The organism is Phenylobacterium sp. LjRoot97 (assembly GCF_964254345.1).
Taxonomy (GTDB): domain Bacteria; phylum Pseudomonadota; class Alphaproteobacteria; order Caulobacterales; family Caulobacteraceae; genus Phenylobacterium.
Genome location: NZ_CAXUTH020000001.1, coordinates 1,139,784 through 1,155,087, shown reverse-complemented (window position 1 = coordinate 1,155,087; position 15,304 = coordinate 1,139,784). Strand labels below are relative to the sequence as shown.

The window sequence follows — 15,304 nt, the reverse complement described above, 5'->3', positions numbered from 1 at the left end:
TCAGTTGAACTCGGCGGGTTCGACGCCGGCCTGACCGCTGGCGCCGACCACGATCTTCTCGACCCGCAGGCGCGCGGCTTCCAGCCGCTTCTCGCAGTGCGCCTTCAGGAGCGCGCCGCGCTCGTAAAGCTCGATGGATTGCTCCAGCGGCGCCTGGCCCGACTCCAGCTGGCCGACGATGCGTTCCAGCTCGGCCAGGGCCTGCTCGAAGGAGAGCGCGTCAATGTCAGCGGCGTCGGCCATTCCGATTTCCTTGAGAAGCTATCAGGTTAGTGACCGGCGTCCCGGCCCGCAACGTTTCGAGCGTCGTCAGGATCGCTCGTAGCGCCGGGTGGACCAGTACTTCCAGCCCTGATTGGCCGTCAGGCGCCAGCCGCGCCGGCGCAGCGCGCGCCCGACCATGAAGTTGAAGAACCCGTGCGCCAGCACCACGACGTCCTCGCCGTGGCCGGCCAGGTCGACGATCAAGTCAGCGGCCTGGTCGGCCCGCTTCTCGGCCTCACGGCGGGTCTCCTGGCCATCATGGTGATTGAAGAACCACCACCAGAACCGCGCGATGAAGCCCCAGATCTTTGGCGACATCCGCACGAAGCCCGGAAAGTGCGGCGGCGGCAGCGGGGCCTCGACGAACAGGGGCGTGCGGTCGAACTCACGGCCCGCGGCCAGGGCCAGGGCGCTCTCGATGGAACGGTTTCGCACGGACGAGATGATCACGCCGGCCCGGGCGGTCTGCTCGATCAGCGCCGGCGGCGGCGTCTGGCCAGGCCGAATGCCCAGTTGTTCGTAGCGGCTCCAGTAGTCGCGGTAGCCGTGCACGTTCAGCATCACCTTGCGGTGAATGTCCGGCTCGCCGTGGCGTGCAAGCACGATCGCCCCTGGGCGCGCGGCGGTCGATTTCGGAAGGTCGGCGGTCAAAGCGTCGGCCATGTCATCCAATGGCCAGGATTCTTGCAACCCGGCCTTCGCCCTCACCCCTGCGAAAGTGCCTGTACATGCGCAAGCGCAGAACGGCCTAGAGCCTCCAGGTCGTACCCGCCCTCGAGCGAGGAAACAACCCGCCCGCGACTATGGGTCCGGGCAAGGCTCATGATCGCCCGGGTGGCCCAGGCGAAATCCTCGGCTTCGAGGTTCTGGCTGGAATCGCCGATCGGGTCGCGGGCGTGGGCGTCGAAGCCGGCCGAGATCAGAATCAGTTCGGGCGCGAAGGCGTCGACGTGGGTCAGCAGCCCCTCGAATTCCTTGCGCCACAGTTCGCGCGGCGCGTTCGGGGGCACCACGGCGTTGCGGATGTTGCCGGGGACCACCTCGGACGGATGGCCGCTGCCCGGCCACATCGGCCACTGCTGGACCGAAGCGAAGAACAGGTCGTCCTGCCCGCCGAGCGCGGCCTGGGTGCCGTTGCCGTGGTGGACGTCGAAGTCCACGACCGCCACGCGCTTGATCCCGGCCAACTGCGCGGCGCGTGCGGCCAGGGCGACGTTCGAGAAGATACAGAACCCCATCGGCAGCGCCGGCTCGGCATGGTGTCCGGGCGGCCGCACAGCACAGAACGCCCGCTCGATGCGGCCCGCGGCCACCTCGCGCGCGGCCTCGACCACCCCGCCGGCCGCCCGCAGCGCCGCGCTCAGGCTGCCGGGCGACATGTAGGTGTCGTCGTCCAGTTGCAGCATGCCCTGCGTGGGCGCGCTGTCGATCACCGCCTGGACGTAGGCCCCGCGGTGGGCGAGCTCCAGGTCGGCCCGCGCGATCAGCGGCGCCTCGCGCCGGTCGAGCTTCAGGTCGCTGTCTCCGAGCGCGGCCAGCACCGAGCTCAGACGCTCGGGCCGCTCCGGATGCCATTCGCCCGGCCGGTGGTCCAGCATCTCAAGATGGGTGTAGAGGGCGATATCCATGCGAATCGCAGCCTAACCCGGCTTACGTGGAACCCGAATGCAACAACCGACGATACGCCGCGCAGATCCTTCCGACGCTCAGGTTTTATCCGACCTTGGGTCGCGGACGTTCGCCGAGACCTTCGCCCATCTCTACCCGCCGCAGGACCTCGCCGACTTCCTGGCGCTGGCCTACGGCCTCGAGAAGACCCGAGCCGATCTCGCCGACCCGGCCAAGGCCCAATGGCTGGTCGAGGCCGACGGCCAGGCGGTCGGCTACGCCCTGGCCGGCCCCTGCGACCTGCCCCATCCCGACGTCACCGCCGCCAGCGGCGAGCTCAAGCGCTTCTACCTGCTGAAGCCGTGGCAGGGCGGCGGCACGGGCGGGCGGCTGTTCTCGGAGGTCATGGCCTGGCTCGAGCGCGACGGGCCGCGCGACCTCTGGATCGGGGTCTGGTCGGAGAACCTGGGCGCCCAGAGATTCTACATGCGCCAGGGCTTCGAACAGGTCGGCGAGTACGGCTTCCAGGTGGGCGGCACGGTCGACCACGAGTTCATTCTGCGGCGTGCCGCGCAAGGGTTCTCCACCTAGGGGCGAATTTTAGGGCGGCGCTTGCCAGTTGCCCTGCAAATTATCGTCCGCTTAGAGAAATATTGCTGCGAATTAACGTCGCGGACTTTGACGCTGACGCTCGCATTTGCGAACTTCCCGGCAATCATCGACGTAGCTGCACGCGACGGGTGGGATGCTCAAAATCGGATATGTCAGGCTGCGCGACGCGCGGTCCGCTGACGACACTGCGACCCTGAAGGCGATCGGCTGCCATGTCGTTCGCGCCGAGGAACCGGCCGGCCCGGGCGCCGACGGCTCGTGCGTGCTCATGTCGATTCTCGACTTCATCTCAGAAGGCGACCAGCTGGTCGTCACCCGCCTCAATCACCTGGCCACTTGCACCCGTGAGGTGCTTGACGTGATCGAACGACTGGAAGTCCGCGGCGCGAGCCTGTTCGTGGCCGAGTCGGACGTCAGCAGCCTGGGCGAAGGCGGTCGCGCGCTGCGCGCAGCGCTGGAGGCCGTCGCCTCGGTCGAACCGCCGTGGAACCGCCGCCGCCGCGGCGCGCCCGCCGCCGACATTCGCGCGCTGCAGGCGGCCGGCGTCGGTCCGGTCGAAATCGCCCGCCGGCTCGGCGTTTCGCGCATGACCGTTTGGCGCAAGCTCAAGGAAGCGGCGGTCTGACGCCGTCCCGCTGAAGCGGGCTTGAATCTGAAATGTTATAATATTACATTCCTTCTGCCGCGACGGTTGCGGCCGCTGCGGAGGGACGCTTGAAATCTGCCCCTAGCTCCCTCCTGGACGCCTCGGCCATCAGCCTGTCAGGCCTCTGCCTGGCCCACTGCCTGGCCCTCCCCCTCGTCGCCGCCTTCTCCCCAGTCGTGGCGACCTGGGCGGAGGCCGAGTGGGTCCACGCGCTCGCCATCGGCCTGGCCGCGCCGATGTCGGCCCTCGCCCTCTGGCGCAGGGGCCAGTCGCTGGCCGTGATCCTGCTGTCGCTGGTCGGCCTGTCGCTCATGGCGCTGGGCGTCGCACACTGGCCGAGCCATGAGGCCGAAACCCCGATCACCGTGGCGGGCAGCCTGCTGCTGGCCGGCGCGCACATCGCCAACTGGCGTCGCCGGCACAGCTGCACGGGCAAGCCCGACTAAGTCAGGCCGCCATCAGGGCGTCGAAGCCGTCGATCTCGACGATCGGCGAGGCGACCCCCGCATCGATGCGCATGACCTTGTTGCAGTAGGTCCGCAGGGTCATCGGATCATGCGAGGCCAGAACCAGGATGCCGGCGCGCTCGACCAGTTGCTGCAGGCGCCGGTGCGCCTGATCGCGGAAATCGGCGTCGCCGACGGCGATCCATTCGTCCATCAGCAGCACGTCCGCCTCCACGGACGTCGCCACCGCGAAGGCCAGCCGCGCCTGCATGCCGGCCGAATAGGTCTTCAGCGGCATCTCCAGGAACTGCCCCAGGCCCGAGAACTCGGCGATCTCCGGCAGCCGCTCCTCGATTTCGCGGCGGGTGAGCCCCGCGATCAGGCCGCGCAGGCGGATGTTGTCGAAGCCGGTCGCCGTCGGGTCGATGCCAAGGCTGAGGTCGAGCAGCGAGGCGATCCGCCCGTCGACCGCGACCAGCCCCTCATCAGGTTCGTAGGCGCCGGCCAACGCGCGGAGCAAGGTCGTCTTGCCAGATCCGTTGTGACCGACGAGACCCAGCCGATCGCCGGGCCGCAGCTCGAAGCTGACGCCCTGCAGCGCGGTGACGATCCGCCCGCCGTTGCTAAGCGCGCCGCCGACCGCGGCCCGCGCCAGGTGCTTCTTCAGGGATCGGTCGGCGCCGTAGACCGGAAAGCGCAGGGTCAGGCCCTCCACCCGGACCGCGACCAGCGAGTCGCCTGAGTCGTTCGGGGCGGGCACGACCTCCAGCCCGGCCGTGATCGGCCGCACGGTCGGCCCCGTCCGCGTCCCCGCCAGCCACCTGCGTCGCGTCGCGATCATAATTTGTTATGTGACTCGTTCTAACTTGTTAAGTTAAAACTGTAGTACGCCGTTCCCACGCGTTCAAGGCGCGCAGCCGAATGTTAGGGGCGCGATCTGGGCGCCGCATATTAGGTAGAGACCCTAGACGCCGCAGGCTCGGTCACGTCGCAGCGGCGCGACGCAAGGGCATGCTGGACAACGGCGGTCTGCGGCCCCATCTTTCGAAGTCAAACGTCTGTTCGTCTCCCAGCGGGAAGCCTGCCCATGTTCATGCGCTTTTTCACCGAGCTGCGCGAAGCCAAGGTGCCAGTGACGCTGAAAGAGTACCTGATGCTCATGGAGGCGCTGGACAAGGTGGTCATCGACCGCTCGGTCGAGGATTTCTATTTCCTGTCGCGCTCGGCCCTGGTGAAGGACGAGAAGAACCTCGACAAGTTCGACCAAGTCTTCAGCCACGTGTTCAAGGGTCTGGAGAAGGTCGAGGGCGAAGGCGTCGCCGACATCCCGGCCGAATGGCTGCGCAAGCTCTCCGAGAAGTTCCTGACCGAAGAGGAAAAGGCCCAGATCGAGGCCATGGGCGGCTTCGACAAGCTGATGGAAGCCCTGGCCGAGCGGCTGAAGGAACAGAAGGAACGCCACGAGGGCGGCAACAAGATGATCGGCACTGGGGGCACCTCGCCCTTCGGCGCCAACGGCTATCATCCCGAAGGCGTGCGCATCGGCCAGGACAAGGGCCGCCACGGCAAGGCCGTGAAGGTCTGGGACAAGCGCGAGTTCAAGAACCTCGACGACGCCGTCGAACTCGGCACGCGCAACATCAAGGTCGCCCTGCGCCGGCTGCGCAAATGGGTCCGCGACGGCGCCGCCGACGAACTGGACCTGCCAGGCACCATCAAGGGCACCGCCGAGAAGGGCTATCTGGACATCCAGCTGCGCCCGGAACGCCGCAACAAGATCAGCGTGCTGATCTTCTTCGACATCGGCGGCTCGATGGACAGCCACATCAAGGTCTGCGAGGAGCTGTTCTCGGCCGCTCGCTCAGAATTCAAGAACATGGAATTCTACTACTTCCACAACTGCCTCTACGAGAGCGTATGGAAGGACAATCGTCGCCGTCACACCGAGAAGCTGAACACCTGGGACATCCTCCACAAGTACTCCAGCGACTATAAGGTGATCTTCGTCGGCGACGCGACGATGAGCCCCTACGAGATCACCTATCCGGGCGGCTCGGTCGAGCACTGGAACGAGGAAGCCGGCGCGATCTGGATGGACCGCGTGGCCCAAATCTACGAGCACGTGGTGTGGCTGAACCCGACGGCCGAGCGCCATTGGGACTACACCCCGTCGATCGAGGTGATGAAGCAGTTGGTCAACGACCGCATGTTCCCGCTGACCATCGAAGGCCTCGACAAGGCGATGCGGGAACTGGCGCGCTAGGCCGCATCGCCCATCGCGTGCGACCTGCTAAGCTGGCGTGACGTATGAAAGATTCGCCCGTGGACCCGGCCCAGGCCAACGAACCCGAAGAGACCAACGAAGCCGCAACCAAGGCGGCGGTCTTCTGCGCCGCTGAGCGGCTGTTCGCCCTGCACGGGTTCCAGAACGTCTCGGTGCGCGACATCACCGCCGACGCCGGCGTGAACCTCGCCTCGGTGAACTATCACTTCGGCTCCAAGGACGCCCTGCTGTTCGAGATCTTCCGTCGCCGGACGGCGGAGCTGAACCGCGAGCGCGCCCGCATGCTGCACGAGGCCAACGATCGCCATCAGGGCAATCCGCCGGTTCGTGAGATCCTCGAGGCGCTGTTCGCCCCGCCGCTGCGCTGGGGCTCGCCCGAGAACGACCGCCGCATCTCGATCCAGTTCATCATCCGCTCGCGCAGCGAGGGGAACGAGGAAATGCGCGAGGCTCTGGCCAAGGACGTCAGCCACCTCGCCCGCTTCGCCGACGCCCTGATCAAGGCTCGCCCCGACCTGCCGCCCGAGACCGTCTACTGGCGGCTGCACTTCTGCCTGGGCATGGTCCACAACAACCGCTTCGCCGAATTCGACCGCCTGCACGTGCTGTCCGACGGCGCGACGCGCGAAGGCGACACCGCCGCCCTGCTGACCCGGATGCTCGACTTCGCCGAAGCCGGCTTCAAGGCCTAGGACGCCAGGTCCCAAGCGAACCTGAGATCCTCCACGAAGGCGGCGTAGGCCTGCGCCTTGGCCTGCGCGTCGGGCACGCGCAGCAGGTAGGACGGGTGATAGGTCACCACGCCCTGCGCCCGGTCGCCCAGTTGCAACGCCTGGCCCCGCGACTTGCCGATCGCCACCGGCTTGCCGACCACGCCGAGCGCGGCGGTCGCGCCCAGCGCCACGATCACCCGCGGCCGAACGATCCGCCGCTCGGCGTCCAGCCACCAGCGGCAGGCCGACACATGGCCGGCGGTCGGGGTCTGGTGGATCCGCCGCTTGCCGCGCAGCTCGTGCCGGAAATGCTTCACGGCGTTGGTGACGTAGGTCTCGGCGCGCGGCACGCCCGCCGCTTCCAGCGCTTCGTCGAGCACGCGTCCGGCCGGCCCCACGAACGGCCGGCCGGCTAGGTCCTCCTGGTCTCCCGGCTGCTCGCCGACCAGCATCAGCCGCGCCTGGCCCGGGCCTTCGCCGACCACGCCCTGCGTGGCGTCGCGCCAGAGTTCGCAGCGACGGCAGGCCTCGACGCCGGCCGCCACCTCTTCCAGCGTGGTGGGCGCGCCCTCCTCGAACGTCCCCTCCGGCGATGGCCGCTGGGGCTGGCGCACGACACGCCGGTTCGGTTCTGACGGTTGCTGGCGGACCATGTCCTGCGCGCGCGCCTCCGCGGTGGCGACCAGTTCGGGAATGAGCCGCGCCTCCGGCAGGTTCCGCCAGTAGCGCTTGGGCATCTCGCGCTGCATCGCCGCCGTCTTGAGCCGCGCCGGGTTGAAGATCGAGGCGTAGTAGGTGCGCCAATACTCCTCGAGCGCATCCTCGCGTGGCGCGTCCGCCGGGTCGGCGCCGGCGGTGAAGTTGAGCCGGCTGCGGTCCCAGTGCGCGCAGACGTCCGGCGTCAGGATCGACCAGCACATGTTGGCGAACCGCCGCTGGAAGAACGGCGCCGTCGCCTGCGTCACCCGATGGGCCGGCTCGAACCAGGCGACATAGGTCTCCTCGGCGGCGTCCTCGACCAGCCGGAAGCGGACGAAGGCCTTCATCTTGTGCGCCGCGCGCGACACCGCCCGGGCCATGTCGCGCGCGCGAGCCACGTCGAGATCGGAGGCCAGGTCCAGCAGTTCAGGCCGCTCGCACAGCCGCCAGAGCAGCCGGTAGAGCAGCGCGAACCGCTCCCCCGAACGGTGCAGCACCACCTCCTCCGCCAGGTCAACGAACGCCCGCGGCACGGTGAAGGCCGGCGCCCCCGCGCCAGGCGCCCGCGCCTCCTCCCCGAACAGGTCGCCCTCGCCGTCCACCGTCCAGATCACGTCCTGCGGCGAGGTTCCCGCAGATCTCAGCGCCCGGGCGGCCAGTCGCCAGCCGTCGAAGTCGATCTCCGAGGCGAGCCGCACCACCTGCATCAGAACAGACTCAGCTGCTTCGGCGCCGGCCGCAGATCGTCCTGGTCGGCCAGCCGGGTCGGCCGCCAGTCGTCGACCACGATGAACGGCTGCGAAGTCTTCGAGCCCCGGCTCAGCCGCCGCACGTCCTCCAGCCGCAGCCGCTTGCGCCGGCGCAGCACCAGCAGCTTGTCGACGGCGGTGACGCCGAGCCCCGGCACCCGCAGCATCTGCTCGCGGTCGGCCAGATTCAGGTCCACCGGAAACGCCCCGCGATGGCGCAGGGCCCAGGCGTGCTTGGGGTCGAGCTCGAGGTCGAGGTTCTCCCCGTCGGCGGCGATCTCGCCCGCTGCGAACCCATAGAAGCGCATCAACCAGTCGGCCTGGTAGAGCCGGTGCTCGCGCGCCAGCGGCGGCCGCGCCGGGGGCAGGCGCGCGGTGGTGTCCGGGATCGGGCTGTAGGCCGAATAGTAGACCCGCCGCAGGCCATAGGCGCCGTAGAGCCCGGCGCTGCGGGACAATATCTCGCCGTCGAAGGCCCCGTCCGCGCCGACGATCATCTGCGTCGACTGCCCGGCCGGCGCGTACTTCGGCGGCGCAACGGTCCGCGCTGGTTCTGACGCGGCCTCGATGCCCAGCCGCACCGCCCCCATCGCCTTGCGGATGCGGCGCGCATCCTTTTCCGGGGCGAGCGAGGCGATGCTGTCGTCACGCGGCAGCTCGATGTTGATCGACAATCGGTCGGCATAGAGCGCGGCCTCGTCGACCAGGGCGGGCGAGGCTTCGGGAATGAGCTTCAAGTGGATGTAGCCGCGGAAGTCGTGGACCTCGCGCAGGGTCCGGGCGACCCGGACCATTTCCTCCATCGTGTAGTCGGCGCTGCGGATGATGCCCGACGAGAGGAACAGCCCCTCGATGTAGTTGCGCTTGTAGAAGCCGAGCGTGAGGTCGACGACCTCCTGGACCGAGAACCGCGCCCGCGGGGTGTTCGAACTGACCCGATTGACGCAGTAGGCGCAGTCATAGACGCAGAAGTTGGTCAGCAGGATCTTCAGCAGGCTGATGCAGCGGCCGTCAGGCGCATAGGCGTGGCAGATCCCCATGCCCTCGGTTGAACCCACCCCGCGGCCGCCGACAGAATCGCGCCGCGACGTTCCCGAAGAAGCGCAGGAGGCGTCGTACTTCGCCGCGTCGGACAGGATGGAGAGCTTGCGCTTGAGGCTGAGAACCGCCATCCGCGCACATTAGTGTTCCACATTTGTTCTGTCGAGGGCTGGAAAGCTCGACGGGCTCTCTGTCGCAGCCTAGCCTCCGGCGCATGGATCTGATCGACCCCTTCGCCCAGGCCACCCCTCACCTGGCCACCCGCCTCAAGACCGGCGAGCCGCACCAAGTGTTTTCGGGCTTCCTGTTCCACGTCGAGGGCGACCGCTACATCATCCTGACCGCCCTGCACTGCCTGCTGCGTCCCAACACCTTCTACTTCAAGAACCGTGGGACCGAAGGGACCTGGGCCGACACCTACGCCCACGACCTCGACTGCGCGGCGCTGGGGATCAGCGTCCCGCTCTACGATGGCCGCACGCCGCGCTTCCGTTGGCATCAGGACCCCGACAACGCCTCGCTCGACATCGCCGGCGTGCCCGTACGGCTGCACAGCCAGCCCCAGGCGATCAATTGGACCGGGCGCTTCGGCGACTACGACGTCCTGTCCCAGGGGTTGCCGCTGACCACCGGCTCGGCGGGGATGATCTATGGCTTTCCCGGCGGCGCAGCGATCCTGCGAGAGGCCCCGATCGCGCGTGGCTTCACCCTGGCCAGCGACTATCGGCTCAACCCCTACGCCTTCCATGTCGACGGCATCGGTGGGGTGGGCTGCTCAGGCGGGCCGGTCGCCCTGCGGGCCGAGCGCGGCGACCGCACGCTGATGCAATGGATCGGCATCTACGTCGCCACCTACGAGGCCGAGCGCCTCGGCCGCTGCATCCCGCTGGGGCGGATCATGGAACTGGTCGACGCCATGACCGCCGAGCCGATGCTGTGGGGGGCCTAGGCCTCAAAAATCGGTTGCGCCCCGGCTGAGCTTGGCGTCCCGTACCGGTGTTGTCGGGGGACGCATGGAGGCTTTGGGCTGCATGGCGACGACGTTCAAACTCAATGGCCGCGATGTCACGGTCAAAGGCCCGAACGACTCCCCCCTGCTCTGGGCGATCCGCGACGAGCTCGGCCTCACCGGCACCAAGTTCGGCTGCGGCATCGGTGGCTGCGGCGCCTGCACGGTGCACCTCGACGGCGAGCCGGTGCGCTCGTGCGTCACCCCGGTCAGCTCCATCGCCGGCCACGCGATCACCACCATCGAAGGCCTGGACGGCCGCCATCCGCTGCAGAGCGCCTGGATCGAGGCCCAAGCGCCTCAGTGCGGCTACTGCCAGTCCGGCCAGATCATGTCGGCCGCGGCGCTGCTGAAATCGACGCCCAACCCCACCGACGCCCAGATCGACGACGCCATGAACGGCAACCTCTGCCGCTGCATGTCCTATGTGCGGATCAAGAAGGCCATCAAGCTGGCCGCCGCCAAGACGCAAGGGGCCAAGGCATGAACGCTATCGCCCCGCTCTCTCGCCGCGGCTTCCTGGCCGCGATCGCCGCCACCGGCGCGGCCATGACCTTCGCGGTCGGCCCGGCCGCCGCCGCGGCCGGCGATTTCGAGCCGACCATCTGGTACTCGATCGGCCGCGACGGGATCGTCACCGTCAACGTCATCCGCGCCGAGATGGGCCAGCACGTCGGCACCGCCATCGCCCGCATCGTCGCCGACGAGCTCGAGGCCGACTGGTCCAGGGTCCGCATCAACCACGTCGACTCCGCCGCCAAGTGGGGCCTGATGGTCACCGGCGGCAGTTGGTCGGTCTGGCAGAGCTATCCGCTGATGAGCCAGGCCGGCGCGGCCGGCCGCATCGTGCTGATCGAGGAAGGCGCCAAGCTGCTCGGGGTCGACCCGAAAACCTGCACGGCGGCGAACAGCGTCGTCAGCGGCGGCGGCAAGTCGATCGGCTATGGCGACATTGTCGCGCGCGGAGACCTGAAGCGGTCCTTCACCGCCGACGAACTCGGCAAGATGCCGATCAAGAAGGCTGCCGACCGCCGGCTGGTCGGCAAGCCCTCGGCCCAGCTCGACATCGACGAGAAGGTCGACGGCTCGGGCAAGTTCGGCATCGACGCCAAGATCGACGGCATGGTCTACGCCCGGCCGAAGATCCCGCCGACCCGCAACGAATCCAAGGTCGTCTCGGTCGACGACAGCGCCGCCAAGGCGGTGCCCGGCTACATCCGCACCATCACGCTCGACGATCCGTCGGGCACCGTCCCCGGCTGGGCGATGGTCATCGCCGACAGCTTCGTCGCCGCCGACGCTGCGTGCGAACTGGTCAAGGTCGAGTGGAGCTCCGGCGACACGGCCAAGACCTCGGAGGCCGATATCCAGAAGCGCGCCAGCACCCTGATCGCCGATCCCAAAGCCGGCGCCCTAGTGGTCGAGGATCCCGGCGTCGACGCCGCCTTCGCCGCGGCCAAGACCAGGCTTGAGCGCACCTACACCACCGCCAGCGCCCTCCACTTCCAGCTTGAGCCGGTCAACGCCCTGGCTTTGGTCAACAAGGACGGCTCCTACGAAATCCACACCGGCAACCAGTGGCAGTCGCTGGTGCTGCCGTGGCTGTCCAAGGCGCTCGGCGTGCCCGAGGACAAGATCGTCCTGAAGACCTACCTGCTCGGCGGCGGCTTCGGCCGCCGGCTCAACGGCGACTATGCGGTGCCCGCCGCGCTCGCCGCCAAGGCGCTCGGTCGGCCGGTGAAGATGGTCTGCACCCGCGCCGACGACAGCCGCTTCGACTCCTTCCGCTCGCCCTCGGTGCAGGTGGTGAAGATGGCGTTCGGCGAGGGCGGCCGCGTGACAGCCATGGACCACGCCGCCTGCGCCGGCTGGCCGACCCAGGTCATGGCCCCGTTCTTCATGCCCAAGGGCGCCAACGACGTCGCCTACGATCCGTTCGCGATCAGCGGCGCCAACCACTGGTACAGCGTCGGGGCCCAGCGCGTCCGCGCCGTGCCCAACGACCTGGCCAACCGCGCCTTCCGCCCAGGCTGGCTGCGCTCGGTCGGACCCGGTTGGACCAACTGGGCGGTCGAGTGCTTCATGGACGAGGCGGCGCGGTCGGTGGGCAAGGACCCGCTCGCCTTCCGCCTGGCGATGCTGGACGGCGCCGGCCGCAACGCCGGGACCCCGCCCAACTCGGTCGGCGGCGCCAAGCGGCAAGCCGCCGTGCTCTCGCGCCTCGCCGCCAAGGCCGGCTGGGACCAATCCCTGCCCAAGGGAACAGGCCTGGGCATCGCCACCACCTTTGGCCAAGAACGCGACATGCCGACCTGGGTCGCCTGCGCGGCGCGGGTCAAGGTCGACGCCGCCAGCGGGGCGGTGAAGGTCGAAAAGCTGACCCTGGTCGCCGACGCGGGAACCATCGTCTCGCCAGAAGGCGCCCTGGCCCAGATGGAGGGCGCAGCGCTCTGGGGCATGAGTCTGGCCCTCTTCGAAGGCACCGAGTTCGAGAACGGCGCGCCGCGCGACACCAACCTCGACGGCTATACGCCGTTGCGGATGGCCGACGTCCCCGAGCTCGATATCGAGTTCATCGAGAGCGCCGAGGTCCCGGTCGGATTGGGCGAGCCGGCGACGACGGTGGTCGGCCCGGCGATCGGCAACGCCATCTTCGCGGCCTCCGGGGCGCGGGTCCGCCACCTGCCGATCAGTCCTCAATCGGTGCTTAACGCCTTGAAGACCAACTCTTAACCCGCGGAGGGCTATCTCCAGGCCGCGCCTCCCCCCTCTTGGCGCGTAGCAGACCTGGAAAGCCCTTTCTATGCATCGCCTTCTTCTCGTGGGCGGCGCGGCCGCCGCCGCGCTCCTGTCCTCCAGCGCCGCGCTCGCCGCCGACGCGCCGCAGGTCGAGGAGCTGATCGTCACCGGCGAGAAGACTAGCCGCAGCCTGCAGGACACCGTCGCCAGCGTCGCGCTGTTCACCGAGCGCGACCTCGACGCCCGCAATGTCCGCGACCTCAGCGATCTGGTGAACCAGGCCGCCAACGTCGGCCAGACCTATCAAGGCTTCGGCTTCACCATCCGCGGCGTCGCCAACAACGGCGTCTCGGGCGGCGGCAGCGGCGGCCTGGCCACGGTCTATCTCGACGGCGCGGCCCTGCCCGACCGCGCGTTGGCGGCCGGCCCGCTGAACATGTGGGACATCGCCCAGGCCGAAATCCTGCGTGGCCCGCAATCGACCCTCCAGGGCCGCAACACGCTCGCCGGCGCCATTGTCCTGCGCAGCAACGATCCGACCTGGACCTGGAGCGGCGCGGCCCGCGCCGACCTGGCCGACGATGAGTCGCGCATCCTGGCCTTCGCCGCCGGCGGCCCGATCGTCGCCGACCAGCTGGCCTTCCGCCTGTCGTTCGAGGACCGCGAGTCCGAAGGCTTCACCTACAACGCCACCCGCAAGACCCAGGAAGACCCGCTGCTGTCGACCACCGTCCGCGGCAAGCTGCTGTTCACCCCCTCGGCCCTGCCCGACCTGACCGTGCGCGCCAGCGTGCTGCACAATCGGCATAAGGGCGGCTACATCTACAGCTACTCGCGCTCCGACGTGCCGAACCCGGCCGAGAACCGCGTCGCCACCAGCGACTATCCGGGCCAGACCCGCAGCACCTCCGACATCCTGACGGTCAACGCCGACTACGCGCTCTCCGACCAGCTGACGCTCACCTCGGTGACCGCCTGGAGCAAGGTGCGCAGCGCCAGCCTGTTCGACATGGACGGCGGCCCGGCCTCGATCGCCTACGGCCAGGAAGACGACCTCGACCGCTCGTTCTCGCAGGAGCTGCGGCTGCACTACGAAGGCGAACGCCTGTCCGGCCTCGCCGGCGTCTACTACGCCGACCGCGACCGCGACTTCGCCGTGGCCACCCGCAACGCCCTGGCCACGCCGCGCGCCACCCTGCTCGGCGTGCTGATGAGCGCCCCGTTCAACCTGCCCGCGGCCACCGCCAACGCCGCGGCCAACGCCTATGTCGCGGCCCTGCCGGCGGTCTCGGTCGACTTCGCCGGCCGCGCACCGGAAGAGATCCAGACGATCGCCCTCTTCGCCGACGGCCGCTACCAGCTGACGCCGCAGCTCTCGCTGCTGGCCGGCTTCCGCTACGACCGCGAAGAAAACACCCTGTCGGTCGCCCAGACCACGCGCTTCGCCGGGACCTATCCGAACCCAGCCGCCTTCGGCGCCCTCGCCCCGGTCATCGCCGGCCTGAACCAGGTCGTCGGCCTCTACGTCGCCCAGGCCACCGCCAACCAGCCCGAGACCTCGCGCACCTTCGAGGCCTTCCTGCCCAAGCTCGGCCTGAAGTACGACCTGACCGAGGACGCCTCGCTGAGCTTCGTGGCCCAGCGCGGCTACCGCTCGGGCGGCGCCAACATCAACGTCATCCGCTCAGCGGTCGTGCCCTACGATCCTGAGTACACCTGGAACTACGAGATCGCCGCGCGCACCAGCTGGCTGGACGGCGCCCTGAGCGTCAACGCCAACGCCTACTATGTCGACTGGACCGACCAGCAGGTGGTCGTGAACCTCAGCGCGACGCCCTACGACTACCAAACCGAAAACGCCGGCGCCTCGACCCTCTACGGGGCCGAGCTGGAAGCGGCCTATCGCCCCTCGGCCGCCTGGGACCTCTACGGCTCCGTCGGCTACAGCCACACCGAGTTCGACGACTTCACGATCCGCGCCGGCACGACGACCATCGACCTGTCGGGCAGCGAGTTCGCCTTCGCCCCGGAATGGACCTGGAACCTCGGCGGCGCCTACCGCTGGGACAACGGCGTGTTCGTCAACCTGGACGCCGGCTACCGCAGCAAGTCCTATGGCGTGTCGGGCCCGACCCAGAGCGCCAACAAGCTCGACGCCCGCACCCTGCTCGGCGGCAAGATCGGCTATCAGGCCGAACGCTGGACCCTGGCCGCCTACGCGACCAACCTGCTGGACGAAGAGTACGTCCAGTTCCGCCAGCCGACCCTCAACCGCGCCATGTACGGCGCGCCGCGCGTCTTCGGGGCCGTCCTCGAAACCCGTTGGTGACGACAGCGTACTCCCGCCGGACCGGCCACGGTTCGGCGGGGAAATGCTCCAAATCCAAAAAGCTCCCAGCGCGATCAGATTCTATCGAAGCCGATCGCGCTCTGGGCCGCTCGCGGCCCTTCCCCCGCGGCATCGGACTCTGATACGACGGTCGGCATAAAATTT

Annotated in this window: 15 protein-coding genes; 9 read left to right on the top strand and 6 right to left on the bottom strand. The window is 68.6% G+C overall.

Features of this window, described 5'->3' with window-relative positions; translation table 11 throughout:
- The 3 genes from ACSQ2H_RS05530 to ACSQ2H_RS05520 all read right to left on the bottom strand — a co-directional run bounded on the left by ACSQ2H_RS05530 (position 1) and on the right by ACSQ2H_RS05520 (position 1,892).
- Positions 1-243: an exodeoxyribonuclease VII small subunit gene (locus ACSQ2H_RS05530; protein ID WP_436060454.1), complete on the bottom strand. Its 243-nt coding sequence runs from the start codon at positions 241-243 to the stop codon at positions 1-3.
- 66 nt (positions 244-309) lie between these two features.
- Positions 310-927 (bottom strand): phosphoglycerate mutase family protein, encoded by a 618-nt coding sequence (locus tag ACSQ2H_RS05525; RefSeq protein ID WP_436060453.1) that lies wholly within the window; start codon positions 925-927, stop codon positions 310-312.
- 41 nt (positions 928-968) lie between these two features.
- Positions 969-1,892 carry a histone deacetylase family protein gene (locus ACSQ2H_RS05520; protein ID WP_436060452.1) on the bottom strand — a complete coding sequence of 308 codons (924 nt, stop codon included), beginning with the start codon at positions 1,890-1,892 and terminating at the stop codon, positions 969-971.
- Between the two features lie 37 nt (positions 1,893-1,929).
- Here ACSQ2H_RS05520 and ACSQ2H_RS05515 point away from each other — a divergent pair, with 37 nt between their 5' ends.
- The 3 genes from ACSQ2H_RS05515 (at position 1,930) to ACSQ2H_RS05505 (ending at position 3,576) form a co-directional block, all read left to right on the top strand.
- Complete coding sequence (locus tag ACSQ2H_RS05515; RefSeq protein ID WP_436060451.1) at positions 1,930-2,463, top strand: N-acetyltransferase family protein; 534 nt, start codon at positions 1,930-1,932, stop codon at positions 2,461-2,463.
- Between the two features lie 154 nt (positions 2,464-2,617).
- Positions 2,618-3,109 carry a recombinase family protein gene (locus ACSQ2H_RS05510; RefSeq protein WP_436060450.1) on the top strand — a complete coding sequence of 164 codons (492 nt, stop codon included), beginning with the start codon at positions 2,618-2,620 and terminating at the stop codon, positions 3,107-3,109.
- Between the two features lie 89 nt (positions 3,110-3,198).
- Positions 3,199-3,576 (top strand): MerC domain-containing protein, encoded by a 378-nt coding sequence (locus ACSQ2H_RS05505; RefSeq protein WP_436060449.1) that lies wholly within the window; start codon positions 3,199-3,201, stop codon positions 3,574-3,576.
- A gap of 1 nt (position 3,577) precedes the next feature.
- Here the strand turns inward: ACSQ2H_RS05505 and ACSQ2H_RS05500 are convergent, their stop codons facing one another.
- Positions 3,578-4,366 carry an ABC transporter ATP-binding protein gene (locus ACSQ2H_RS05500; protein WP_436060448.1) on the bottom strand — a complete coding sequence of 263 codons (789 nt, stop codon included), beginning with the start codon at positions 4,364-4,366 and terminating at the stop codon, positions 3,578-3,580.
- Between the two features lie 297 nt (positions 4,367-4,663).
- Here ACSQ2H_RS05500 and ACSQ2H_RS05495 point away from each other — a divergent pair, with 297 nt between their 5' ends.
- A complete protein-coding gene (locus ACSQ2H_RS05495; RefSeq protein WP_436060447.1) occupies positions 4,664-5,839 on the top strand; it encodes a vWA domain-containing protein in 1,176 nt (391 codons plus the stop codon).
- A 44-nt stretch (positions 5,840-5,883) separates the two neighbouring features.
- Positions 5,884-6,552 carry a TetR/AcrR family transcriptional regulator gene (locus ACSQ2H_RS05490; RefSeq protein ID WP_436060446.1) on the top strand — a complete coding sequence of 223 codons (669 nt, stop codon included), beginning with the start codon at positions 5,884-5,886 and terminating at the stop codon, positions 6,550-6,552.
- Here ACSQ2H_RS05490 and ACSQ2H_RS05485 read toward each other — a convergent pair.
- Both ACSQ2H_RS05485 and ACSQ2H_RS05480 read right to left on the bottom strand, forming a co-directional pair.
- Positions 6,549-7,979, bottom strand: coding sequence for a UdgX family uracil-DNA binding protein (locus ACSQ2H_RS05485; protein ID WP_436060445.1), 1,431 nt, complete (start codon positions 7,977-7,979; stop codon positions 6,549-6,551). The genes ACSQ2H_RS05490 and ACSQ2H_RS05485 overlap by 4 nt on opposite strands.
- The gene (locus ACSQ2H_RS05480; RefSeq protein WP_436060444.1) at positions 7,979-9,193 is read right to left on the bottom strand and encodes a putative DNA modification/repair radical SAM protein; all 1,215 of its coding nucleotides are present in this window, start codon (positions 9,191-9,193) and stop codon (positions 7,979-7,981) included. The genes ACSQ2H_RS05485 and ACSQ2H_RS05480 overlap by 1 nt, the downstream gene beginning before the upstream one ends.
- 83 nt (positions 9,194-9,276) lie before the next feature.
- Between ACSQ2H_RS05480 and ACSQ2H_RS05475 the strand changes: the two genes are divergently transcribed.
- The 4 genes from ACSQ2H_RS05475 (at position 9,277) to ACSQ2H_RS05460 (ending at position 15,139) form a co-directional block, all read left to right on the top strand.
- Positions 9,277-10,011: a hypothetical protein gene (locus tag ACSQ2H_RS05475; RefSeq protein ID WP_436060443.1), complete on the top strand. Its 735-nt coding sequence runs from the start codon at positions 9,277-9,279 to the stop codon at positions 10,009-10,011.
- A gap of 82 nt (positions 10,012-10,093) precedes the next feature.
- Complete coding sequence (locus tag ACSQ2H_RS05470; RefSeq protein WP_436060442.1) at positions 10,094-10,558, top strand: (2Fe-2S)-binding protein; 465 nt, start codon at positions 10,094-10,096, stop codon at positions 10,556-10,558.
- On the top strand, positions 10,555-12,804 hold the full coding sequence (locus tag ACSQ2H_RS05465; protein WP_436060441.1) for a molybdopterin cofactor-binding domain-containing protein: 2,250 nt from the start codon (positions 10,555-10,557) through the stop codon (positions 12,802-12,804). Before ACSQ2H_RS05470 ends, ACSQ2H_RS05465 begins: the two co-directional genes overlap by 4 nt.
- Positions 12,805-12,874: 70 nt before the next feature.
- Complete coding sequence (locus tag ACSQ2H_RS05460) at positions 12,875-15,139, top strand: TonB-dependent receptor (protein WP_436060440.1); 2,265 nt, start codon at positions 12,875-12,877, stop codon at positions 15,137-15,139.
- Positions 15,140-15,304: the final 165 nt, after the last annotated feature.